At 37.2% G+C, this 18,964-nt stretch carries 20 protein-coding genes and 1 riboswitch; of the genes, 12 read left to right on the forward strand and 8 right to left on the reverse strand.

What is annotated here, in order from left to right:
* Positions 1-19: 19 nt before the first annotated feature.
* On the forward strand, positions 20-580 hold the full coding sequence (locus tag AB3I20_RS08355) for a nucleoside triphosphate pyrophosphatase (RefSeq protein ID WP_368027164.1): 561 nt from the start codon (positions 20-22) through the stop codon (positions 578-580).
* A 78-nt stretch (positions 581-658) separates the two neighbouring features.
* Here the strand turns inward: AB3I20_RS08355 and treP are convergent, their stop codons facing one another.
* Positions 659-2,641 (reverse strand): PTS system trehalose-specific EIIBC component, encoded by a 1,983-nt coding sequence (gene treP / locus AB3I20_RS08360; RefSeq protein WP_368027165.1) that lies wholly within the window; start codon positions 2,639-2,641, stop codon positions 659-661.
* A gap of 233 nt (positions 2,642-2,874) precedes the next feature.
* On the opposite strand from treP, the gene treR reads away from it, so the two are divergent.
* The 7 genes from treR (at position 2,875) to AB3I20_RS08395 (ending at position 7,541) form a co-directional block, all read left to right on the forward strand.
* Positions 2,875-3,588, forward strand: a complete 714-nt coding sequence (gene treR / locus AB3I20_RS08365; RefSeq protein ID WP_368027166.1) for a trehalose operon repressor — start codon at positions 2,875-2,877, stop codon at positions 3,586-3,588.
* A 79-nt stretch (positions 3,589-3,667) separates the two neighbouring features.
* Positions 3,668-4,117, forward strand: a complete 450-nt coding sequence (msrB, locus tag AB3I20_RS08370) for a peptide-methionine (R)-S-oxide reductase MsrB (RefSeq protein WP_067483430.1) — start codon at positions 3,668-3,670, stop codon at positions 4,115-4,117.
* 177 nt (positions 4,118-4,294) lie between these two features.
* Entirely contained in the window at positions 4,295-4,897 is a 603-nt protein-coding gene (ruvA, locus tag AB3I20_RS08375; protein ID WP_067483428.1) for a Holliday junction branch migration protein RuvA, read from the forward strand.
* 12 nt (positions 4,898-4,909) lie between these two features.
* On the forward strand, positions 4,910-5,911 hold the full coding sequence (ruvB, locus tag AB3I20_RS08380; protein ID WP_067483426.1) for a Holliday junction branch migration DNA helicase RuvB: 1,002 nt from the start codon (positions 4,910-4,912) through the stop codon (positions 5,909-5,911).
* A gap of 37 nt (positions 5,912-5,948) precedes the next feature.
* Positions 5,949-6,530, forward strand: a complete 582-nt coding sequence (locus AB3I20_RS08385; RefSeq protein ID WP_218658025.1) for a TetR/AcrR family transcriptional regulator — start codon at positions 5,949-5,951, stop codon at positions 6,528-6,530.
* A gap of 37 nt (positions 6,531-6,567) precedes the next feature.
* Positions 6,568-7,035 carry a low molecular weight protein-tyrosine-phosphatase gene (locus tag AB3I20_RS08390; RefSeq protein ID WP_368027167.1) on the forward strand — a complete coding sequence of 156 codons (468 nt, stop codon included), beginning with the start codon at positions 6,568-6,570 and terminating at the stop codon, positions 7,033-7,035.
* A 131-nt stretch (positions 7,036-7,166) separates the two neighbouring features.
* Positions 7,167-7,541 (forward strand): hypothetical protein, encoded by a 375-nt coding sequence (locus AB3I20_RS08395; protein WP_071868736.1) that lies wholly within the window; start codon positions 7,167-7,169, stop codon positions 7,539-7,541.
* A 276-nt stretch (positions 7,542-7,817) separates the two neighbouring features.
* Here AB3I20_RS08395 and brnQ read toward each other — a convergent pair whose 3' ends face one another.
* Positions 7,818-9,179 (reverse strand): branched-chain amino acid transport system II carrier protein, encoded by a 1,362-nt coding sequence (brnQ, locus tag AB3I20_RS08400; RefSeq protein WP_075491317.1) that lies wholly within the window; start codon positions 9,177-9,179, stop codon positions 7,818-7,820.
* Positions 9,180-9,331: 152 nt separating this feature from the next.
* On the opposite strand from brnQ, the gene AB3I20_RS08405 reads away from it, so the two are divergent.
* On the forward strand, positions 9,332-9,940 hold the full coding sequence (locus tag AB3I20_RS08405; protein ID WP_071868734.1) for a TMEM175 family protein: 609 nt from the start codon (positions 9,332-9,334) through the stop codon (positions 9,938-9,940).
* Positions 9,941-9,986: 46 nt separating this feature from the next.
* On the opposite strand, the gene AB3I20_RS08410 is transcribed toward AB3I20_RS08405, so the two are convergent.
* From AB3I20_RS08410 to AB3I20_RS08425, 4 genes are all read right to left on the reverse strand, one after another.
* Positions 9,987-11,339, reverse strand: a complete 1,353-nt coding sequence (locus tag AB3I20_RS08410; protein WP_368027169.1) for an amino acid permease — start codon at positions 11,337-11,339, stop codon at positions 9,987-9,989.
* A gap of 262 nt (positions 11,340-11,601) precedes the next feature.
* The gene (locus tag AB3I20_RS08415) at positions 11,602-12,342 is read right to left on the reverse strand and encodes an amino acid ABC transporter ATP-binding protein (protein WP_067483419.1); all 741 of its coding nucleotides are present in this window, start codon (positions 12,340-12,342) and stop codon (positions 11,602-11,604) included.
* A gap of 12 nt (positions 12,343-12,354) precedes the next feature.
* Complete coding sequence (locus tag AB3I20_RS08420) at positions 12,355-13,947, reverse strand: ABC transporter permease subunit (protein ID WP_071868733.1); 1,593 nt, start codon at positions 13,945-13,947, stop codon at positions 12,355-12,357.
* Positions 13,948-14,094: 147 nt separating this feature from the next.
* Positions 14,095-14,269, reverse strand: a riboswitch (Lysine riboswitch).
* Positions 14,270-14,551: 282 nt separating this feature from the next.
* On the reverse strand, positions 14,552-14,845 hold the full coding sequence (locus AB3I20_RS08425) for a hypothetical protein (RefSeq protein WP_067483415.1): 294 nt from the start codon (positions 14,843-14,845) through the stop codon (positions 14,552-14,554).
* A 323-nt stretch (positions 14,846-15,168) separates the two neighbouring features.
* Between AB3I20_RS08425 and AB3I20_RS08430 the strand changes: the two genes are divergently transcribed.
* From AB3I20_RS08430 to AB3I20_RS08440, 3 genes are read left to right on the forward strand one after another with little or no spacing between them, the layout of a single operon-like run.
* A complete protein-coding gene (locus tag AB3I20_RS08430; RefSeq protein WP_067483413.1) occupies positions 15,169-15,900 on the forward strand; it encodes an NAD-dependent protein deacylase in 732 nt (243 codons plus the stop codon).
* A complete protein-coding gene (locus AB3I20_RS08435) occupies positions 15,887-16,732 on the forward strand; it encodes a chorismate mutase (protein ID WP_284591122.1) in 846 nt (281 codons plus the stop codon). The genes AB3I20_RS08430 and AB3I20_RS08435 overlap by 14 nt, the downstream gene beginning before the upstream one ends.
* Before the next feature lie 2 nt (positions 16,733-16,734).
* A complete protein-coding gene (locus AB3I20_RS08440) occupies positions 16,735-17,256 on the forward strand; it encodes a transcription repressor NadR (RefSeq protein ID WP_067483408.1) in 522 nt (173 codons plus the stop codon).
* A gap of 65 nt (positions 17,257-17,321) precedes the next feature.
* On the opposite strand, the gene AB3I20_RS08445 is transcribed toward AB3I20_RS08440, so the two are convergent.
* Positions 17,322-18,209, reverse strand: coding sequence for an RsiV family protein (locus AB3I20_RS08445; protein ID WP_086270538.1), 888 nt, complete (start codon positions 18,207-18,209; stop codon positions 17,322-17,324).
* Positions 18,210-18,227: 18 nt separating this feature from the next.
* Complete coding sequence (locus tag AB3I20_RS08450; RefSeq protein WP_067483404.1) at positions 18,228-18,731, reverse strand: RNA polymerase sigma factor; 504 nt, start codon at positions 18,729-18,731, stop codon at positions 18,228-18,230.
* Positions 18,732-18,964: the final 233 nt, after the last annotated feature.

Below are 18,964 nucleotides of genomic sequence, written 5' to 3' on the forward strand. Positions count from 1 at the left end.
AATAGGAAAGAGGCAGAAAATGAAAATAGTATTAGCTTCTCAATCTCCTAGAAGAAAGGAACTGCTTGGTCGTTTAGTTTCTGAGTTTGCAATTCAACCAGCTGCTATTGATGAGACGCCGATTAAGGGTGAAGATCCTGTCACGTATGTTCAGCGAATGGCATATGAAAAAGCACAAGCAGTCGTGGAACAGCAAACGGAACAAACATTAGTAATTGCTAGTGACACAACGGTTGTTCATCGACAACAAATTTTAGGGAAACCGGTAGATTTAGCGGATGCAAAAGCAACGCTTCAATCATTAAGTGGGGAAACACATCAGGTATATACTGCTGTTGTCTTAAAATCAAAAGAACGTGAAGAAAAGATTTTAGCACAAGCAGAAGTAACCTTTTATCCACTAACAGAACAAGAAATCGATACGTATTTGGCGACAGGAGATTATCAAGACAAAGCAGGTTCTTATGGCATTCAAAGTTTTGCGGGTGCATTTGTCAAAGAAATAAGAGGCGATTACTACAGCATTGTTGGTTTTCCAATTGGCGCAGTTAATCAGTCGCTGAAAAAATTTGTGTTTTAAAGAAATAAAAAAATAAGAGCCACGACAATTGTCGTGGCTCTTATTTTTTTACTATTTATGAATCAAAGAGCGAAAGACTTAGCGAACTTCAGCTTGACCAACTTGTTCCTCTGGGCGAACAAGTCCAGTTTTATCAAGTGAGAAGCTGTCAATTTTTTCGGTGTTTGTTAAGACAACAAGAATGTCTGTTTTCTTGCCTGCTTGTTCTACTTGTTCGACAGCCATTTCTGCAATCAGTGAACTTGGTGTTACTAACTCGCCTTCTTGAACATGAACAGTAAACGGAGTGCCGTTTAACTCAACTGTATCTAAGCCCATGTGTACTAAAACTTCAATACCTTCTTTAGAAAGAATACCAATGGCGTGTTTGGTTTCAAAAATGTTAGTGATTGTTCCAGTAACTGGTGAGAAAACTTTATTGTTAGCTGGTACGATAGCATAGCCGTCACCCATCATTTTTTGTGAGAAAACTGGATCATCTACGTGAGTGATTTCTTTTAGTTCACCTGCAGCAACTGCAAATAATTTTTCTGTTTTAAGCGCAGTAGTAGTAGCTTCAAATTGCGTTTTTTCTGGGACAGCTGTTGTACCGTTTGCCGTTTCAAATTGTGCACCGATAGCTTCAGCAGCTGGCGAAACAGGATCAATTTTGTTTAAGATTCCTTGGCGTCTGAAAATAACTGTTAAACCAAATGGAATAAAGATGGCGATAATCATTGCGATAATGAACGGTACCCAAGACTCTGCTTGAATTGCTAAAATTCCTGGTAAGCCACCGACACCAATTGCATTTGCGCGAACGCTCATCAATGTGGCAAACATGCCAGCTAAACCAGAACCAATCATTGCGGCAACAAATGGATAAACATATTTTAAATTGATACCAAACATAGCAGGTTCAGTAACTCCTAAGTAACAAGAGATCATAGCAGGAATCGAAATTTGTTCTTCTTTCTCGTTTCCACGATGCAAGAAAATAATTGCTAAGACGGCTGAACCTTGTGCAATGTTCGACAGAGCAATCATTGGCCAAAGATTTGTTGAGCCAAAGTCTGCAATCAATTGCATATCGATTGCATTCGTCATGTGGTGAAGTCCTGTAATTACGAGTGGTGCGTATAAGAAACCAAAGACAGCACTGAATAACCAGCTGATTGAAGAAGTTAAACCAGCATTAACGACAGTTGAGATCCAGCTTCCGATTGTCCAACCAATTGGCCCTAAAATTACATGAGCCGCTAAAACAGTTGGGACTAAAGAGAAAAGTGGAACAAAAATCATCGAAATCGATTGTGGAATAATTTTTCGGAAAAAGATTTCTAAGTATGCAAGCATGAATCCGGCCAACATTGCAGGAATAACTTGTGCTTGGTAACCAATCATATCGATTTGTGCAAACCCAAAATCCCAAAATGGAATATCTGCAGCTGCAGTAGAGGCAACGCCATAAGCATTTAATAATTGCGGAGAAACTAAGGTAATACCTAAAACAATTCCTAATATTTGTGTAGTGCCCATTTTTTTCGCGATGCTCCAGGTAATTCCGACTGGTAGGAAATGGAAGATTGCTTCACCAGGTAACCATAAAAACGCATTCACGCCACTCCAAAACTGTGAGTGCTCAACGATTGTTCCACCAAGGCTATCAAATTGGATTCCTTCCAATACATTTCGAAATCCTAAAATCAGTCCACCAACAATAATTGCAGGAATCAATGGAGTAAAAATTTCAGCTAAGACAGCGACTGCTCGTTGAATAGGATTCAGATTTTGTTTTGCATATGCTTTACTTTGTTCTTTTGAAACGCCTTCTACACCAGATACAGCAACAAAATCATTGTAGAAAGTTGCTACATCGTTCCCAATGATAACTTGAAACTGTCCAGCATTAGTAAACATTCCTTTTACGCTTGGAATATCTTCTATTGCTTCCTCATTTGCGACTGCTGGATCATTTAAAACAAAACGCATACGAGTGGCACAATGGCTGACTGCAGCAATATTTTCTTTTCCGCCGATTTCTTTTAATAATTTCTCGGCATCTGCTTGGTACTTTGTCATAAGAAAAACTCCTTTCGTTCAACTTGTCTATGCAAGTTTCTTGAGTCAACTATACTGGAATCAAAAATAAAATGCAAGCGTTTTATCCCAAATGTTGTCATTGGTCGCCGGAATCGGTTTCTTTTCTGTTAAGATGCGTCTTTTTTCGTCTTTTTTGAACGTTGAAATGAAAACAAAGCTATAGTATAGTGAAGCAATAATCGAAAAAATAATTGGGTGGAGGAATCAAAACAATGAATAAATTTAATGAAATTTTTTTGGATCTGGAGAAAAAAATTTTAGCAAAGCAGTATCCTCCGCACACACTTTTACCAAGTGAAAATCAATTAATCAAAATTTATGGCGTCTCTCGAGAAACAATTCGAAAAGCATTACAATTATTGACAACAGAAGGTTATATTCAAAAAAAACAGGGAAAAGGATCGATTGTCTTAGAGCGAAGTCGTTTTGATTTTCCAATTTCTGGTTTGACGAGTTATAAAGAATTGCAAGAAACCCAAAATATTCCAAGTGAAACGATTGTTCAAGAACTAAGTGAAACAAAAGTGGATAAGGAGTTAAGTGAAATTACTGGGTGGAAAATTGGGACACCAGTTTGGCATTTAGTTCGGCAACGAAAAATTGCAGGTGAAGTTGTCATTTTAGATCGTGATTACTTGCTAAAGGAAGTCGTACCAACTTTGTCAATTGAACAAGCAAAGGCATCTATCTATGATTATTTTGAAAATGAACTTGGATTGACGATTGCTTATGCCCAAAAAGAAATCACAGTAGAACCTGTGACAACAGAAATCCATGAAGCCATGACCTTAAAAGACGATCCGTATGTGGTAATTGTCCGAGGATTAGTGCATCTGGAAGACACGCGTTGCTTTGAATACACAGAATCAATTCATCGATTAGATAAATTTCGTTTTGTTGAATTTGCTCGTCGCCGCAAAGTTTAATTCTTAGCAAGAAGTGAGCAGATTAGTTGCCTCTTCTCGTTGTTAGTCAGTAAGATTGACAAAAAAGGGGATGACATCAATGTCAAAAGAAACAAATCCAGTACCTGATGAAGAATTAAAACAAAAATTATCACCAATTGCTTACGCAGTGACGCAAGAAAATGCGACTGAACGTCCATTTAGCGGAAAATATGATGACTTTTATGAAAAGGGAATTTATGTTGATATCGTGAGTGGTAAACCTTTATTCAGTTCAACAGAAAAATATGACGCAGGTTGTGGCTGGCCTTCTTTTAGTAAGCCAATTAGTGAAGAGGAAATTACTGAAAAAACCGATCGCTCACATGGAATGCACAGAGTAGAAGTTAGAAGTCAAAGTGCCGATTCACATCTCGGTCATGTTTTTGATGATGGTCCGGTAGAAAAAGGTGGATTGCGTTACTGCATTAACTCGGCTGCATTAAAATTTATTCCATATGATGAAATGGCTGAAAATGGTTACGAAAAATATAAATCACTTGTTGAATGATTCAACTAACGAAAGAAGGAGAAACCTCGGAATAGGTAAGACCAAACGAGGTTTCTTTTTTATTCGCATTTTTCAGTTTTTTGTTTGAACTCGCTTAAGAGGAAGCTACTTTTTTCGGCCGTTGAAATGTGCTACAATAAAGCGAACGTATGTGTGTGAAAGAAAGAGGAAAATGGAATGTATGAATATCTAAAAGGGACGGTTACATTTATCAGCCCTTATTATATTGTGGTAGAAAATCAAGGAATTGGTTACCAAATCGCTTTAGGAAATCCTTATCGTTATAGTAGTAAGATGAACCAAGAAATCACTATTTATATCCAGCAGGTTATTCGTGAAGATGGCCATCTACTTTATGGCTTTTCTAGTTTAGAAGAGAAGCAACTTTTCTTAAGACTGGTGAGTGTTTCAGGAATTGGCCCAAAAAGTGCGTTAGCAATCATGGCAAGCGATGATCATTCAGGTTTGATTCATGCAATTGAGTCTGGTGATGTCACTTATTTAACGAAGTTTCCCGGTGTGGGTAAAAAGACTGCACAACAAATGATTCTGGATCTAAAAGGAAAACTAGGTGAAATCAGTATTGAAGCACCAATCAATTTATTTGATGAAGCAAACACGCAAGATACAACGGCATTAGCTGAAGCAATGGAAGCTTTAAATGCGTTGGGGTATAGTGCCAAAGAAGTGAAACGTGTAGAAAAACAATTACAAGCACAAGATAACTTGACTACCGATGAATACTTACGCCAAGCACTGAAATTGATGATGAAAAAATAGGAGGGAACTATGATGACAGACGAACATATTCTATCACCAGAAACTGGCGAGAATGAACTTAGTTTGGAAAAATCTCTCCGACCACATTTATTATCACAATACATTGGACAGGATAAGGTGAAGCAGGAACTCCAAATTTATATCGAAGCTGCTCGTAACCGTGAGGAACCACTCGATCATGTTCTATTGTATGGTCCGCCGGGTTTAGGAAAAACGACAATGGCAATGGTGATTGCAAATGAGATGTCTGTAAACATTCGTACCACAAGCGGGCCAGCGATTGAACGACCGGGGGACTTGGTCGCGATTTTGAACGAACTGGAAGCAGGGGATGTATTGTTTATTGATGAAATCCATCGCCTACCACGAGTAGCAGAAGAAACACTCTATTCAGCAATGGAAGACTTTTACGTGGATATCATGGTTGGGCAGGGACCAACAGCACACCCCGTACATTTTCCTTTACCCCCATTTACATTGATCGGGGCAACGACGCGTGCAGGAATGCTTTCGGCACCGTTACGTGACCGCTTTGGAATTATTTCACACATGGAATACTACGATGAAGGTGATTTACGAGAAATCGTTCAGCGTTCTGCTTCTATTTTTCAAACGGACATTGTCGAAGACGGGGCAATTGAAATTGCACGTCGTTCGCGAGGAACCCCACGAATTGCGAACCGTTTATTAAAAAGAGTACGTGATTTTGCACAAGTCCAAGCAGATGGAAAAATTGACCGAAATATCGCCGATCAAGCACTGACTCTTTTACAAGTCGATCATGCCGGGTTAGATTACGTTGACCAAAAATTATTACGAACGATGATTGAATTGTATGGCGGTGGACCAGTTGGCTTGAGCACGTTGTCTGTAAATATTGGAGAAGAGCGTGAAACGGTTGAAGATATGTATGAACCATTCTTGATTCAAAAAGGTTTTTTGAAGCGAACACCTCGTGGAAGAATTGCTACTGCATATGCCTATGAGCACTTTGGTTATCCGTATAATAATTAATCGAAGTAACAAGTTTATTGAGATGGGAGGAGAAAAAATGGGTGACTCCATTCACACAAAACAAGTAATCAAACAGGCATTGATTCACCTATGCCAACAAAAAACATTTCGTAAAATAAGTGTTCAGGAAATCGCGCATGAAGCGAACATCAACCGTCAAACATTTTATTATCATTTTACAGACAAGTATGACTTACTTCGTTGGGTGTACTTTGAAGATGCCTTTCACTTTTTAGATCCTCATAATTTATCATTAGATAATTGGGAAGAACAGGCACTAAAAATGCTGAAAGTTATTGCTGATGACAAAGAATTTTATAGCAATACGGTGGCGTCAGACCAAGAAGTATTGCAACAAGAATTTTCGACAATCATCCAGCAATCGTTTATCAGCATTTTTAACCAAATGGACCAAGAAAGACAATTGTCGCAACAAGATAAACTTTTTTATGCCCGCTTTTTCTCTTACGGTTGCAGCGGTGTTTTAGTCAATTGGATAACGCATGATTACCAGGAAACACCGATGGAAATCGCGATGCAACTATTTCGCTTAGCAAAAGATACGGAACTCTATTCTTACCGTCTATATGCACAGGAAGAATCAGAGTCGGATGAGTAAAGAAATAGCTGTCTTTTTATAAAATGGAGGGGAAAAAATGACCAAAGTTTTATTTGTTTGTTTAGGAAATATTTGTCGCTCGCCAATGGCAGAAGGTTTGTTGCAAAAACGAGTACAGAGAATAAAACAGGCTGCTGAATTTTTGATCGATTCTGCTGCTACCAGTTCTTATGAAATTGGTTCTGCACCGCATCCAGGAACGCAAAGAATCCTTGACGAAGAAGCGATTGATACAAGTGATATGATTGCTCGCCAAATTACGCCAAAAGATTTTGAAACGTTTGATTGGATTATCGGTATGGATCAAGAAAATGTACGAGAATTACAACGAATCGCACCTGAAAATGCACAAGATAAAATCAAATTATTTATGAGTGTTGTCCCTGGAAAAGAAATGGAAGATGTTCCTGATCCTTACTTTACAAATAACTTTGAGGAAACATTTCAGTTGATTAATGAGGGATTAGATCATTGGGACTTCACATCAAAAGCAAACATAAAATAACAAGTTGTATATTAAAAAATGAACGAGAAGGTTTTAATCAGAAAGCTTATTTTCTTGTTTTTTCCATTAGATTTAGGTAAAATAAAATTACTTAATTCATTACTTTCTTAGCAAAAGGAGGAGTACATTCGATGGACGAGGAAACAGTATCACCAATGAAGAAACTTACCAAGTTAGTGACGCATACGTCGTATCAGTTTTTTGATTCTTTTGTCAATGATACAGAAGAAAAGGCCAAGAATGTACGTAAACAAGGAGAGTTTGTTCTTGAGCTTCAAAAAGCTGCGGTACAAAATAGTCTAGTTGTTTTGCAAGTGAGAGAAAATCGTTTAAGTAATAAGCATGAAACAGTATCTGGATGGGTAGCGACAAAAATCGTTGAAAAAGAACGTGTCATGATTCGTTTACGAAATGAAGAGCAACAAATTCGGATGATTCCCATTGAGCAAATTGAAAAAATCACGAGCTTATCGCCAAGTGGAGAGCAAGAACGTTTATCACGTTAAGATTGGTGTTTTATTTTAAGGAAACTAAAAGAGCTTTTCTATCAGCTGATAAAAAAGCTCTTTTTTGATTTGTTTTATAAAAAAAGATCCTGCTAGCTGGGGGGCTAGCAGGAAAGGAGTTAAAAATGAAAAAGTGTTGTTAGGGTTGTTTGTTGGTATGTCTATATAATAGAGTGAAGTTGTGAATATTTTGTGACGATTTTTTTCGAAAGTTGTTAAGTTTTAGCTATAAAAAAATGTCTTTCTAATTTCGCACGTAAAGTAATCAAAAAAGTGTTACTCATTTACTGATGTGACAGTTTCTTTTTTTATAAAGCTCCAGCCTAATCCAATAACGAAACCGATAATTGCTGGAACAATCCAGCCCATGCCAAAGGAAAAGAATGGCAAATAGCTTTCAGCAAATCGTAAAATCGTTTGAACAAACGGTGTATCCTTGATGACAGCAGGTGACGCATTTAATGCGTCAAGAACAGATGCGATCAAAGTAAAGTACGTAGTCATTCGATAAACACATGCTCGTTTTTTGAACAAAGACTCGCATAATACCAATAAAATCAATGTCATTGCTAAAGGATAAATAAACATTAAAACAGGTAAAGAAATCTGGATAATATTTGTCAAGCCGACATTAGCAACCAAGCAAGCAAGGACACTTGCTAGTGTTACGAAAAATAAATAGCTTCTCTTTGGAAAAAGTTCTGAAAAAGTTTCGGCAAATGCCGTGATTAAACCAATGCCAGTTTTTAAACAAGCAAGAATGACAATCAATGCTAGCAAGATACTTCCGTAAGTTCCTAAATAATAATCAGCGATTTGAGCTAGAGCGATTCCGCCATTTTCACTTAAAGGAAACATACCTAAACTCATCGTTCCTAAGTAAGAAAGCAGAGTATAAATGATTCCCATCAAAAGAACACTGATTGCACCCGATTTGATTGTACCTTTTGCAATATCTGATGATTTGGTAATGCCCATTCCACGAATCGTTGTGACGATAATGATTCCAAAAGCTAGAGAAGCAAGTGCATCTAACGTATTGTAGCCTTGAGTGAAACCAGTGAAGAAGGCATGTGTTTGATAATGGGGTTGGATTGGAGCATCAGCAACGGAACCAAGTGGATTCAAAAATCCTAATAAAAGTAAGATTCCTAGTAAAACTAAAAAGATTGGATTTAAAAACTTACCAACGTAATCTAAAATTTTGGTTGGTCTACGTGATAACCACCAAGCAGTAAAGAAGAATAAGATACTAAAAAGTGCTAGAAAAAGTGATTGCTGCTTTGGTGCAATGAAAGGTGCCAAGCCAATTTCAAACGAAGTGCTGGCTAACCGTGGTAAAGCAAAAAAGGGGCCAACTACTAAATAAAGTAAAATAGTAAAAATAATTGCATATTTCCGATTCACGCGTTGGGCCAGTTCATAAACACCAGAGCTTTTTGATACACCAATGGCAATAACACCCAAGAAAGGCAAGCCAATTCCGGTAACTAGGAATCCAAGATTTGCCCAAAAAACGGCTGAGCCAGCCTCTTGTCCCATATGAACAGGAAATATTAAGTTTCCTGCTCCAAAAAATAATCCAAAAAGCATTGAACCAATAAATATACTTTCTTTAAATGACAGTTTTTTTGTCATAGACGAGTCTCCTTTAAAATTCATTTTTTTTAAGGTAACAGAAATTGTGTGTGTACGCAACAATTTTCTGAAAATTTATACAGTATTATTGGTAAGTATTTTTGCAGAACCAGTGCTAAAATGAAATCAGCGTTGAAGTAAAGGAGAAAAAAATGACAAAATCAAGGTTAGAGGCATTTACAGATGGTGTGGTAGCCATTGTTTTGACCGTATTGGTGTTAGATATTGAAATTCCTGATCCTGCTAATTTTCAATCGTTGTGGGGAATTAGAAATACTTTGCTTGCGTATTCAATCAGTTTTCTCTTTGTTGCAGTGATTTGGGTTAATCATCATCGCATCTTTCAAATGGCAGATAAAATTAATTATCGAGTAGTGTGGGCAAATATCTTTTGGCTGTTTTGGCTGACGCTTTGTCCGTCAGTTACAAGTTGGGTCGGGAGAAATCCGACAGCATTTTGGCCTGAGATGTCTTATGTCATTGTTTACACAATGTGGAGTCTATCTTTCGGCATTTTAATCAAACAAGTTTTGAAAGCAAATAGCAAAGATTCTCATGTAGTCAAAACAGTTTCTAAGGATCATCGAAGCATGATTTCGATGATTATCAATATTGGTTTAATTATTGGGGTCTTTTTTCAACCATTGATTGGCTTGTTTGGACGTTTCCTTGTATCTGGTTTATGGGTATTGTCCTATAAAAAATCAGACTATTACTATCAGAAAATCTTTTTACACAAAAGAAAAGAAGTGAGCAAATAAAGAAACTCTTTTTCCAAATCTAATTTCTTTTGGAAAAAGAGTTTCTTTATTTTTTTCGTTCATATTTCAAATGATAAATGGTTAATAAAGCAATAAACCAAATTGGAGTTAAGAAAAATGCCAGTCGAGTATCTTCACCTAAGATCAATACACCACAGACGAATAACATGTAGAGAAAGACAAGATAGTTACTAATCGGATAAAAAGGCATCTTGAATGAATGTGACTTCCTCCCTAAGATACTCCGACGATATTTTAAATGAGTATACACAAGCATGCTCCAGATAAATAAGAAACAAGTGGTTGCAATACTACTGACCAAAGTAAAGACCTCACTAGGCATAATGTAATTAAGAACAACTGAAATAAAAATAATAATTGTCGAAAAGACCAATGCTTGTCCTGGCACATGATGAGTGGTTAATTTTTTAAATCGTTTAGGTGCGCTCCCTTCTTGTGAAAGAGAACGAAGCATTCGTCCAGTGCTATAAATTGCACTATTACAGGCAGATGCCGCAGCACTTAAAACGACCAAATTGATGATTGAAGCAGCCATCGTAATACCAATTTCAGAAAATACTTCCACAAACGGACTTTCATTTGCGTTTAGACTGTTCCAAGGGTAGATTGACATGATGACAAATAGAGAACCTAAATAAAATAAAATGATGCGAATTGGAATATTATTGATTGCTTCTGGCAAGACTTTTTCCGGATTCTTTGTTTCACCAGCAACCAAACCAACTAATTCGATACCAGCGAAGGCAAAAGTAACCATTTGAAAGGAAAGAATAAATCCTTTTGCACCTTTTGGAAAAAATCCTCCATGTGACCACAGAGTTGAAAGAGCAGCAGGGCCAGCACTTGTTTGATAATGGGTGAGAATCATGTAGACACCAACAAGAATGAAGGCAATAATGGCAACCACTTTGATTAGTGCAAACCAAAATTCTAGTTCACCAAAAAGTGAGACAGCGACCATGTTCAAAGCAAGCAGTAAAATGAGAGCAATTAGTTCTGGAAGCCATTGAGGAACACCAGGTGCCCAATACCGAACGTACATCCCAATTGCGGTTAAATCTGCCATAGCAATTGCAATCCAACAAAACCAATAAGTCCATCCTGTAACAAACGCCGCTTTTTTTCCAAGATACTCTGCAATAAAATCTAGGAAAGAGTGATTGTTTGTGTTGGATAAAAGCAACTCACCTAGCGCACGCATAATGAAAAAACAAATACAACCAGTAATCAAGTAAGCGAGTAAAATGGAAGGCCCCGCTAACTGAATCGTCTTTCCGGAACCTAAGAAAAGGCCAGTCCCAATTGCTCCCCCAATTGAAATCAGTTGGACATGCCGATTCTTAAGTCCCCGCTGTAGTTCTTGTTCATTTTCGTCCATAAAATAATCATCCTAACTAAAAAGTAATTATCTTAAGTTTAAGAGAGTTTTCAGAAAATGACAACTTTGTTTTCTAAATAGGTGGAAAAAAGTTCCTAAAATAAACAAATAAGCTTCGCCAAAATAGGGTATAGCTATTCAAAAAAGTTTTCTGATTGTTAGAAATGAAAACGCAGGTTAATCAACTATCTTTGAACTTCAATGAAGGATGACAACAAAAAAAACTAGGATCTTGCTTGATCCTAGTTTTTTGTTTGAAGATTTATTTGTTTAAAATGCGTGATAAGAATTCTTTTGTTCGATCTTCTTTTGGATGAACAAAGATATCTTCAGGCGAGCCTTCTTCTGCGATGATCCCTTTATCCATGAAGATGACGCGATCCGAAACATCTTTTGCGAATTCCATTTCATGTGTCACGATAATCATTGTTAACCCAGTGTGAGCTAAATCTTTCATTGTGTTTAGAACTTCACCAACCATTTCTGGATCTAATGCTGAAGTTGGTTCATCGAATAATAAAACATCCGGATCCATAGATAACGCGCGTGCGATAGCGACACGTTGTTTTTGACCACCAGATAGTTGAGAAGGTCTCGCTTCGATGTAGCGATCCATGCCAACTTTTTCTAAATTTTCAATGGCGATTTTTCGTGCAGATTCTTTATCTCGTTTTAAAACGGTCACTTGACCGGACATACAGTTTTCTAAAACATTCATATTATTGAATAAATTGAACGATTGGAACACCATACCTAAGTGTGTACGGTATTTCGGCAAATTATATTTAGGGGCTAAGACATTTTCACCTTCGTAAATAATTTCGCCACCGGTTGGTTTTTCTAGAAGATTGATACAGCGTAAGAAGGTTGATTTACCTGAACCAGAAGATCCGATAATCGTTACAACTTCACCTTTATTAACCGTCACGTTAATGTCTTTTAGTACTTCGTTTTCACCAAAACTTTTTCTTAAATGATTGATTTCAATAATTGTTTCGCTCATGTTTCTTCCTCCTTATTCTTGCAAGTTTGAATTTTCGACTTCTTCAATTTTTGTGTAAGCTGAAGGGCCATCGATTTTCTTTTCAACAAAACGCAAGATTCTCGTAATTGTAAAGGTCATAACTAAGTAAATAATCCCTACAATCGTAAAGGTTTGGAAGAATTGGAAGTTTGCCCCGGAAGCAGAGTTCCCTTGGAAGAACAAGTCTGCTACACCAATTACACTCAATACAGCTGTGTCTTTAATGTTGATTACAAATTCATTACCTGTTGCTGGTAAGATGTTTCGTAGGACTTGAGGAATCACAACTTTACGCATCGTTTGTCCATGTGTCATCCCGATTGCTTGTGCGGCTTCAAACTGGCCTTCATCTACGGCGAAAATACCACCACGAACGATTTCTGTCATATAAGCACCTGTGTTGATTGAAACAATAAATAATGCTGCAATTGTCCGGTTCAATGAAATACCAAATGCTAAAGCTAATCCATAGAAGATAACCATTGCTTGTACCATCATCGGTGTCCCGCGGAAAACTTCGATATAAATTGAAAGCAGACCGTTTGCGATTTTTTGGAAAAACTGCGTAACTTTATTATCTGATTCAGGGATTGTACGGAAAACACCAATCAATAAACCAAGGGTTGTTCCGACAATTGTACCAATCAATGCGATGAATAATGTAAGACCTGCACCGCGAAGAAACATTTCCCCATATTGGTTCCAAATATTTTTGAAATCGGTAAAGATTCCTGATTGTTCTTCTTCGTCAGTTGAAGCAGGCTGGTCCTTGATTGCTTGATCCATCATTGCAGTACGCTCATCTTGTGAGATACCTGAAAGAATTCCATTGACTTTTTGAATATCAGTATCATTTTTGCGCATCCCGATGGCAATTTGAACATCTTCTGCATTTGTTTCAAAACCATTTTCGCCTGTGAATTCCAACATTTTTAGGTCTTTATTCACGCTAGTAGCTGTGACACCTTCAGGTCGCTCGCTGACGTAACCATCAATCATTCCAGAAGCTAAGGCAGTCCTCATAGCAGAGAAATTATCCATTGCTTGTTGCTTTTGAACATTTGGAATTTGGTCGATGACACTATAGTGGAAGGTATTTAATTGTGCAGTGATTTTCGCATTTTCTAAGTCAGCTAGTTTTTTTGCATTCGCAAAGTTGCCGTCTTTTTTAACTACCACAACTAATTGAGACTCATAGTAAGGGTCGGTGAAATCAATTTCTTTTTTTCTTTCCGCAGTCGGGCTCATCCCTGCGATGATTGCATCAATTTTTCCTGATTGAAGAGCAGGGGCTAAACCATCCCATTTTGTTTGGACGATAACTAAATTTTTTCCTAAGCCGTCAGCAACTTTTTTTGCGATTTGAACATCATAGCCACCAGCGTAACTTTTTTGTCCGTCAATTGGTAATGCGTTGTTCTTATCCGTTTGTTGAGACCAGTTGAATGGAGCGTAACCTGCCTCCATCCCAACGCGAAATTCGTTGTCGGGTGTTTTTTCATCGGCAAAAGCAGATGTGCTTACGCTAAATAATGAAAAGATAAATGCAAATAATACGGTAACTGAAACAAAATTTTTATTCATGTTCTTTCTCCTCTTCTTTCTGATACATCTTGAACGAGCGGTCTGATTGAACAATGAGTTGCAGCTGCTTATCTAAAAAAACAAAAAACGACCATCAAGCTTGTAAATACAAAATGGTCGTTAAAATTATCGGTCGATAAACCCCACACAAACCATAGCGCAACTTAGCATCACTGCTAAGACAGTCCGCAAGCTGTTAACTTGCGTCCCAACGTAAACTTTAAGCAAAAAAGAGTACATTTCGGCGATCCTCCCTAGTCCTGTTTCAACATGTTTGCTTCACTCCACAGGGGTAATGATTCTCGCGACCTCTACCTCATTGATTGAGGTAATCCCGTATTCAGTTATTTATACAAAAAGAAGTTTACGTTATTCTGGGGGCTTTGTCAATCAATTACCATTATTTTTCTGAAAATTGTTGATAAATATAGGGAATATAGGATGAATTTAAATGTTTTATGAAAAGAGGAGGAAAGGTGTATGTTGTTGAAAGAGAATAAATATGCAATGAGTGAATAGGAAGAGACAAAAAAGAAACTACGGCAATCATCAAAAAACGAAAATTGCTGTAGTTAGTCAAACTAAATTGATCGTTTATCAATTGTTAGGCTGCGGCTTTTGGTTCGCGACCTAAGATTGCTTGTAAAATAACTGTTACACCATAAATTGCTAACACTAAATAAATCAGGCTAGAATACTGAGTGATTCCCCAACCCCATGTGCGATAAACAGCTAATGTAATGGCTAAAACAATTGCAGCGATAACGTTAAATAACGCGAATGCCCATAGATTGCCGTTTTCTTTACGTACGAAATAGAAGATAGAGAAAAAGACGCTTAAGGCTAACCAAGCGATGCACGCTAAAATAACGCCCCAGTAAATGAAAAATGGTACCATATTGATTCACCTCTCTTTTATACAGCCTGTATTGTAGCACGTTTTCATTTCTTTGTCAGTTGTCATTGTGATAAAATTCGCAAGAAATGGAATCGTTTTACTTTTAGTGCGTGTTTTCATGTTAAAATTTAATTGTTTACCAATCAAAAAATGGTAGGTGAAATGTAGCAAATTGTAAATAAAAGAAGCACACATTTTTGAAAACGGATGTGTATCGATAAAAAGATGATTGTTGGTATAAGTATTCAACAAATTTTTTAATCATTCTTTTCTCGTGCTTTCTTTTTTGTTGAATTCAGTATAATAAAGATGAGGTGAGGAACATGAATGACCAAATAATGGATAAAATAGTTCAAGAAGTCTTATCTAGTCAGTCGATTACTTTTTTAACAGGAGCAGGCGTTTCGACACCTTCGGGAGTTCCAGATTACCGTTCGTTAAAAGGTGTGTATGCAGGAATGGAACAGCCAGAGTATTTATTAAGTACTCAAGCGTTGGAACATGAGCCAGAAAAATTTTATTCGTTTGTAAAAAAATTATATCATCCTCAGGCAGAACCTAATATTATTCATTTGGAAATGGCACAGCTAGCGACGAATAAGCAAGTTGCTGTTGTATCACAAAATATTGATGGTTTGCACGAGCGAGCAGGAAGCAAGCAGCTAGTCAATTTTCATGGGAGCTTGTATCATTGTCATTGTCGAAAGTGTGGTAAGAATGTGGCATGGCAAGCTTATTTAGAAAGTGACAGACATCAAGCGTGTGGTGGGCAAGTTCGCCCAACTATCGTTTTATATGGTGAAGGATTCCAGCAAGCGACGATTGACGCAGCCGTTTTTGCTGTGGAGCAAGCTGATTTAATCGTTATTGTAGGAACAAGTTTTCAAGTACATCCTTTTTGTGATTTGATTCAATACCGAAAAAAAGGTGCTCAGATAATCGTCATCAACCAGACACCAATTTTACTTTCCGCAGAACATTCGTTTATCCAAGAAGATGGCGCAAAAGTATTTCAAAAAATTCATGAAGCGAGGATTAATAATGACAGAGTTTAAAACAGAAAAAGAAAAAATGATTGCGGGTGAACTTTATTTTGCAGGTGATCCTGAATTAGTGGCAGATCGAAGTTTTGCACGAGAACAAGCAAAATTAATTAATCAAGCAGAAGACTCAGCGATCCGTTCACAATTAGTTAAGGAAACTTTTGGTAAAACAGGTGAAAATATCTACGTTGAACCAGCAGTCAACTTTGACTATGGATACAATATTTTTGTTGGCGAAAACTTTTATGCGAATTTTAATAATACATTTTTAGATGTAAGTACGATTGAAATTGGTGATAATTGTATGTTTGCACCGAATGTTCAACTGTATACGGCAACGCATCCGCTACACCCAGTCAAAAGAAATAGTGGATTAGAGTACGCAAAGCCAATCAAAATTGGGAACAACGTATGGCTTGGCGGAGGAGTTATCATTACACCTGATGTTACTTTGGGGAACAATGTAGTCGTTGGTGCAGGTTCAGTTGTGACCAAGTCTTTTCCGGATGATGTTGTAATTGCGGGAAATCCTGCCCGTGTAATTAAAACGATCAGTATTGAAAAAGCAGCACCGTCATTAGCAAATTTACGTGAACAAGTGGATATTATCGACGAAAAATTAATTGAGTTGCTAGAAAAACGATTGGATGTAGTTACCGAAATCAGTCAGTTAAAACAAGAAACTCAGCAAGCCATTTTCGATGAGGGCCGTGAACGAGAAGTTTTAGCAAAGGTCAAAAAATGGGTAAAGAATCCAGATTATGAAGAAACAGCAGTAGCTATGTATACTGATTTGATGCAGCAATCCCGCGGATATCAAGCGAAATTACGTGGGGAGGAGTGAAAATGGTAGAAGGAGAATTACGGCGACAACAAATCATGCAGACATTAGCAAGTGCAGAAAAACCAGTTAGTGCAAGCAAATTTGCTAAAAAATTTGGGGTTAGCCGCCAAATCATCGTAGGAGATATTGCCTTGCTCCGCGCAGCAGGAGAAGAGGTGGTTGCAACAGCACGTGGGTACATTTTGGAATCAAATGAAACAAATACAGGCTTTGTTAGCAAGATTGCTGTACAACATGAGCGCCAACAAACGGAAGAGGAATTACAAATTATCATTGAGCATGGTGGAGAAGTAGTGGATGTTATTGTAGAGCATCCTCTTTATGGTGAACTTGTAGGTATGTTGCACTTAAAAACGAAGCAAGACATAGCTTCTTTCATGAAACGTTATGAAAAAAGCCAAGCAACGTTACTATCAGAGCTAACCGCAGGCATTCATCTACACACCATTCGCTATCCTGATGAAGCCACGTTAAAAAAAATCAAACGTGCATTGTCAACTGCACATATTCTTTATGAGGATTAGTTAGAAATGAAAAAAGTTCGCTTAAACTCAACTATTTAAGTTGAGATTTTAAGCGAACTTTTTTGTTAATTACTTAAATAATTAGGTGAAGCCAATTGTTGCTTGATAATTTTGGTTGGAATCACAAATTCAGGTGTTCCCATGTAATAAGGAGCTATTTCGCCTTGCGCAAAAGTGATAATCAATTGGTGTTTGGTGTTGATATAGAAAGTTTGATTAGGCTTGATTTGTTTGAATGGTTGGACATCAGTTGGTTGGTCAGCTGCTTCAGACCAATAAATTTGATTCGGATCAGCTTTCATTTGTTCGTTCATCTGTTGCTTGATTTCCTCGCTGATTACAGAAAGGTAGTCTTCATTTTTAAAAATCAATGGTAAAGAAACCACGACATTCAACTTTTTATCAATCGTATCGTATTGGGTCGTTGTGGCAGAGCTTCCTTGAATCTGAGTCAACGTTCGTTTGACTACTAAGAAACGAGAGTCATCCACAACTTTTTCAAAGTCTCCAGTAACAGAAACACGTGAGCCATCAAATAATTGTTTTTTGACTTGTTGAAATTCAGCTTGAGCTTCTTTCAAGTATTTTTTGTTTAAAGCAGTAGCAACTTTTGTTGGTGTAGCTGTTTCGATTTTTGGTACGTCAATTGCTATCTCACTAGCTTCTTTTTTTGCTGTTAATGTTTGCAATGTAACCAACTGAACTAACTTATCGAAGCCTGGAAGGACACTAGCAGCTTCACCAACGCCCGGAAATAAGTTGACAGCCAGTATAAATGTCAGGGCGAGCGCTAAGGCACTTTGAGTGGCACGATTTCGGAAACGTCTCCAGGAATATTTTTTCTTTTCTTTATGAAAGAGGTTGGTCACTTGTGTGTGTAAGTCTTCTGGTAATGTTTGTTGACGATATTGCTTGGAAAAATTTCTGATTACGGTTTTTACAAAATCCTTCATGAAAATCTTCTCCTTTGATTATTCTAGTTTGCTTCTTAATTCATTCAAGCTTCGATATAGTTTTGTTTTGATCGTGTTCTCATTCAGCGCTAAAATGACAGAAATCTCTTTGAGGGTAAAGCCTTCAAAAAATTTTAATAAAATAATTTCACGATTAGGGCTGCTGATTTGATTGATGATTTCTTCTATTTCGAGATAACTATGTTGCGAGTCGTTCAAGAAAGACCATGACTGTTCATTTTGATCGAGATATTCGGCTTCGCGTTTGTTTTTTCGCCAAAAATCAATAGAAACAGAAATGAGGATTCGAAAAAACCAAGCATTAAATTCTTCGATTTCATGGAAATTTTTCTTTTGAATAGCTTTCAATGCTTTTTCAAAACTTTCTTGGATAATATCTAGTGCATCTTCCTTTGAATGGGAATAGTTAAAAGCTAGACGATACATTTTTTCATATTGTGTGTCCGCCAGTTCTTCTAACGCTTTTATATATTTTCTTCTCTTCCAACCATCGAAAACCATGTGTCTGGGTCACACTCCTTTCTCATCTACTTATATAGACGAATTAGATTGCTAAAAAGTTTCATATTTTTTCATTTTATTTAAGCTGAATTGATTCTATGTAACGGGCCAAGCAGCATTAGGACAGAAAGACTTGTTCTTTGATAATAAAAGACAAAAAAATAAACTCGTCAACCAAAAATGAGGTGAGACGAGTTTATTTTTCGACGATAAATTTTTCTGTTGAAGCAAGA

Source organism: Enterococcus sp. C50, assembly GCF_040887505.1.
In the GTDB taxonomy this organism is placed as follows: domain Bacteria; phylum Bacillota; class Bacilli; order Lactobacillales; family Enterococcaceae; genus Enterococcus_B; species Enterococcus_B thailandicus.

Excerpts from the sequence above, each read along its gene's own strand:
- AB3I20_RS08450 (WP_067483404.1), bottom strand. The coding sequence starts at position 18,731 with ATGGTTTTCGATGGTTGGAAGAGAAGAAAATATATAAAAGCGTTAGAA.
- AB3I20_RS08405 (WP_071868734.1), top strand. The coding sequence starts at position 9,332 with ATGACAAAATCAAGGTTAGAGGCATTTACAGATGGTGTGGTAGCCATT.
- AB3I20_RS08390 (WP_368027167.1), top strand. The coding sequence starts at position 6,568 with ATGACCAAAGTTTTATTTGTTTGTTTAGGAAATATTTGTCGCTCGCCA.
- ruvB (WP_067483426.1), top strand. The coding sequence starts at position 4,910 with ATGACAGACGAACATATTCTATCACCAGAAACTGGCGAGAATGAACTT.
- AB3I20_RS08410 (WP_368027169.1), bottom strand. The coding sequence starts at position 11,339 with ATGGACGAAAATGAACAAGAACTACAGCGGGGACTTAAGAATCGGCAT.
- AB3I20_RS08430 (WP_067483413.1), top strand. The coding sequence starts at position 15,169 with ATGAATGACCAAATAATGGATAAAATAGTTCAAGAAGTCTTATCTAGT.
- treP (WP_368027165.1), bottom strand. The coding sequence starts at position 2,641 with ATGACAAAGTACCAAGCAGATGCCGAGAAATTATTAAAAGAAATCGGC.
- AB3I20_RS08420 (WP_071868733.1), bottom strand. The coding sequence starts at position 13,947 with ATGAATAAAAATTTTGTTTCAGTTACCGTATTATTTGCATTTATCTTT.
- ruvA (WP_067483428.1), top strand. The coding sequence starts at position 4,295 with ATGTATGAATATCTAAAAGGGACGGTTACATTTATCAGCCCTTATTAT.
- brnQ (WP_075491317.1), bottom strand. The coding sequence starts at position 9,179 with ATGACAAAAAAACTGTCATTTAAAGAAAGTATATTTATTGGTTCAATG.
- treR (WP_368027166.1), top strand. The coding sequence starts at position 2,875 with ATGAATAAATTTAATGAAATTTTTTTGGATCTGGAGAAAAAAATTTTA.
- AB3I20_RS08355 (WP_368027164.1), top strand. The coding sequence starts at position 20 with ATGAAAATAGTATTAGCTTCTCAATCTCCTAGAAGAAAGGAACTGCTT.
- AB3I20_RS08395 (WP_071868736.1), top strand. The coding sequence starts at position 7,167 with ATGGACGAGGAAACAGTATCACCAATGAAGAAACTTACCAAGTTAGTG.
- AB3I20_RS08440 (WP_067483408.1), top strand. The coding sequence starts at position 16,735 with ATGGTAGAAGGAGAATTACGGCGACAACAAATCATGCAGACATTAGCA.
- msrB (WP_067483430.1), top strand. The coding sequence starts at position 3,668 with ATGTCAAAAGAAACAAATCCAGTACCTGATGAAGAATTAAAACAAAAA.
- AB3I20_RS08445 (WP_086270538.1), bottom strand. The coding sequence starts at position 18,209 with ATGAAGGATTTTGTAAAAACCGTAATCAGAAATTTTTCCAAGCAATAT.
- AB3I20_RS08385 (WP_218658025.1), top strand. The coding sequence starts at position 5,949 with ATGGGTGACTCCATTCACACAAAACAAGTAATCAAACAGGCATTGATT.
- AB3I20_RS08435 (WP_284591122.1), top strand. The coding sequence starts at position 15,887 with ATGACAGAGTTTAAAACAGAAAAAGAAAAAATGATTGCGGGTGAACTT.
- AB3I20_RS08425 (WP_067483415.1), bottom strand. The coding sequence starts at position 14,845 with ATGGTACCATTTTTCATTTACTGGGGCGTTATTTTAGCGTGCATCGCT.
- AB3I20_RS08415 (WP_067483419.1), bottom strand. The coding sequence starts at position 12,342 with ATGAGCGAAACAATTATTGAAATCAATCATTTAAGAAAAAGTTTTGGT.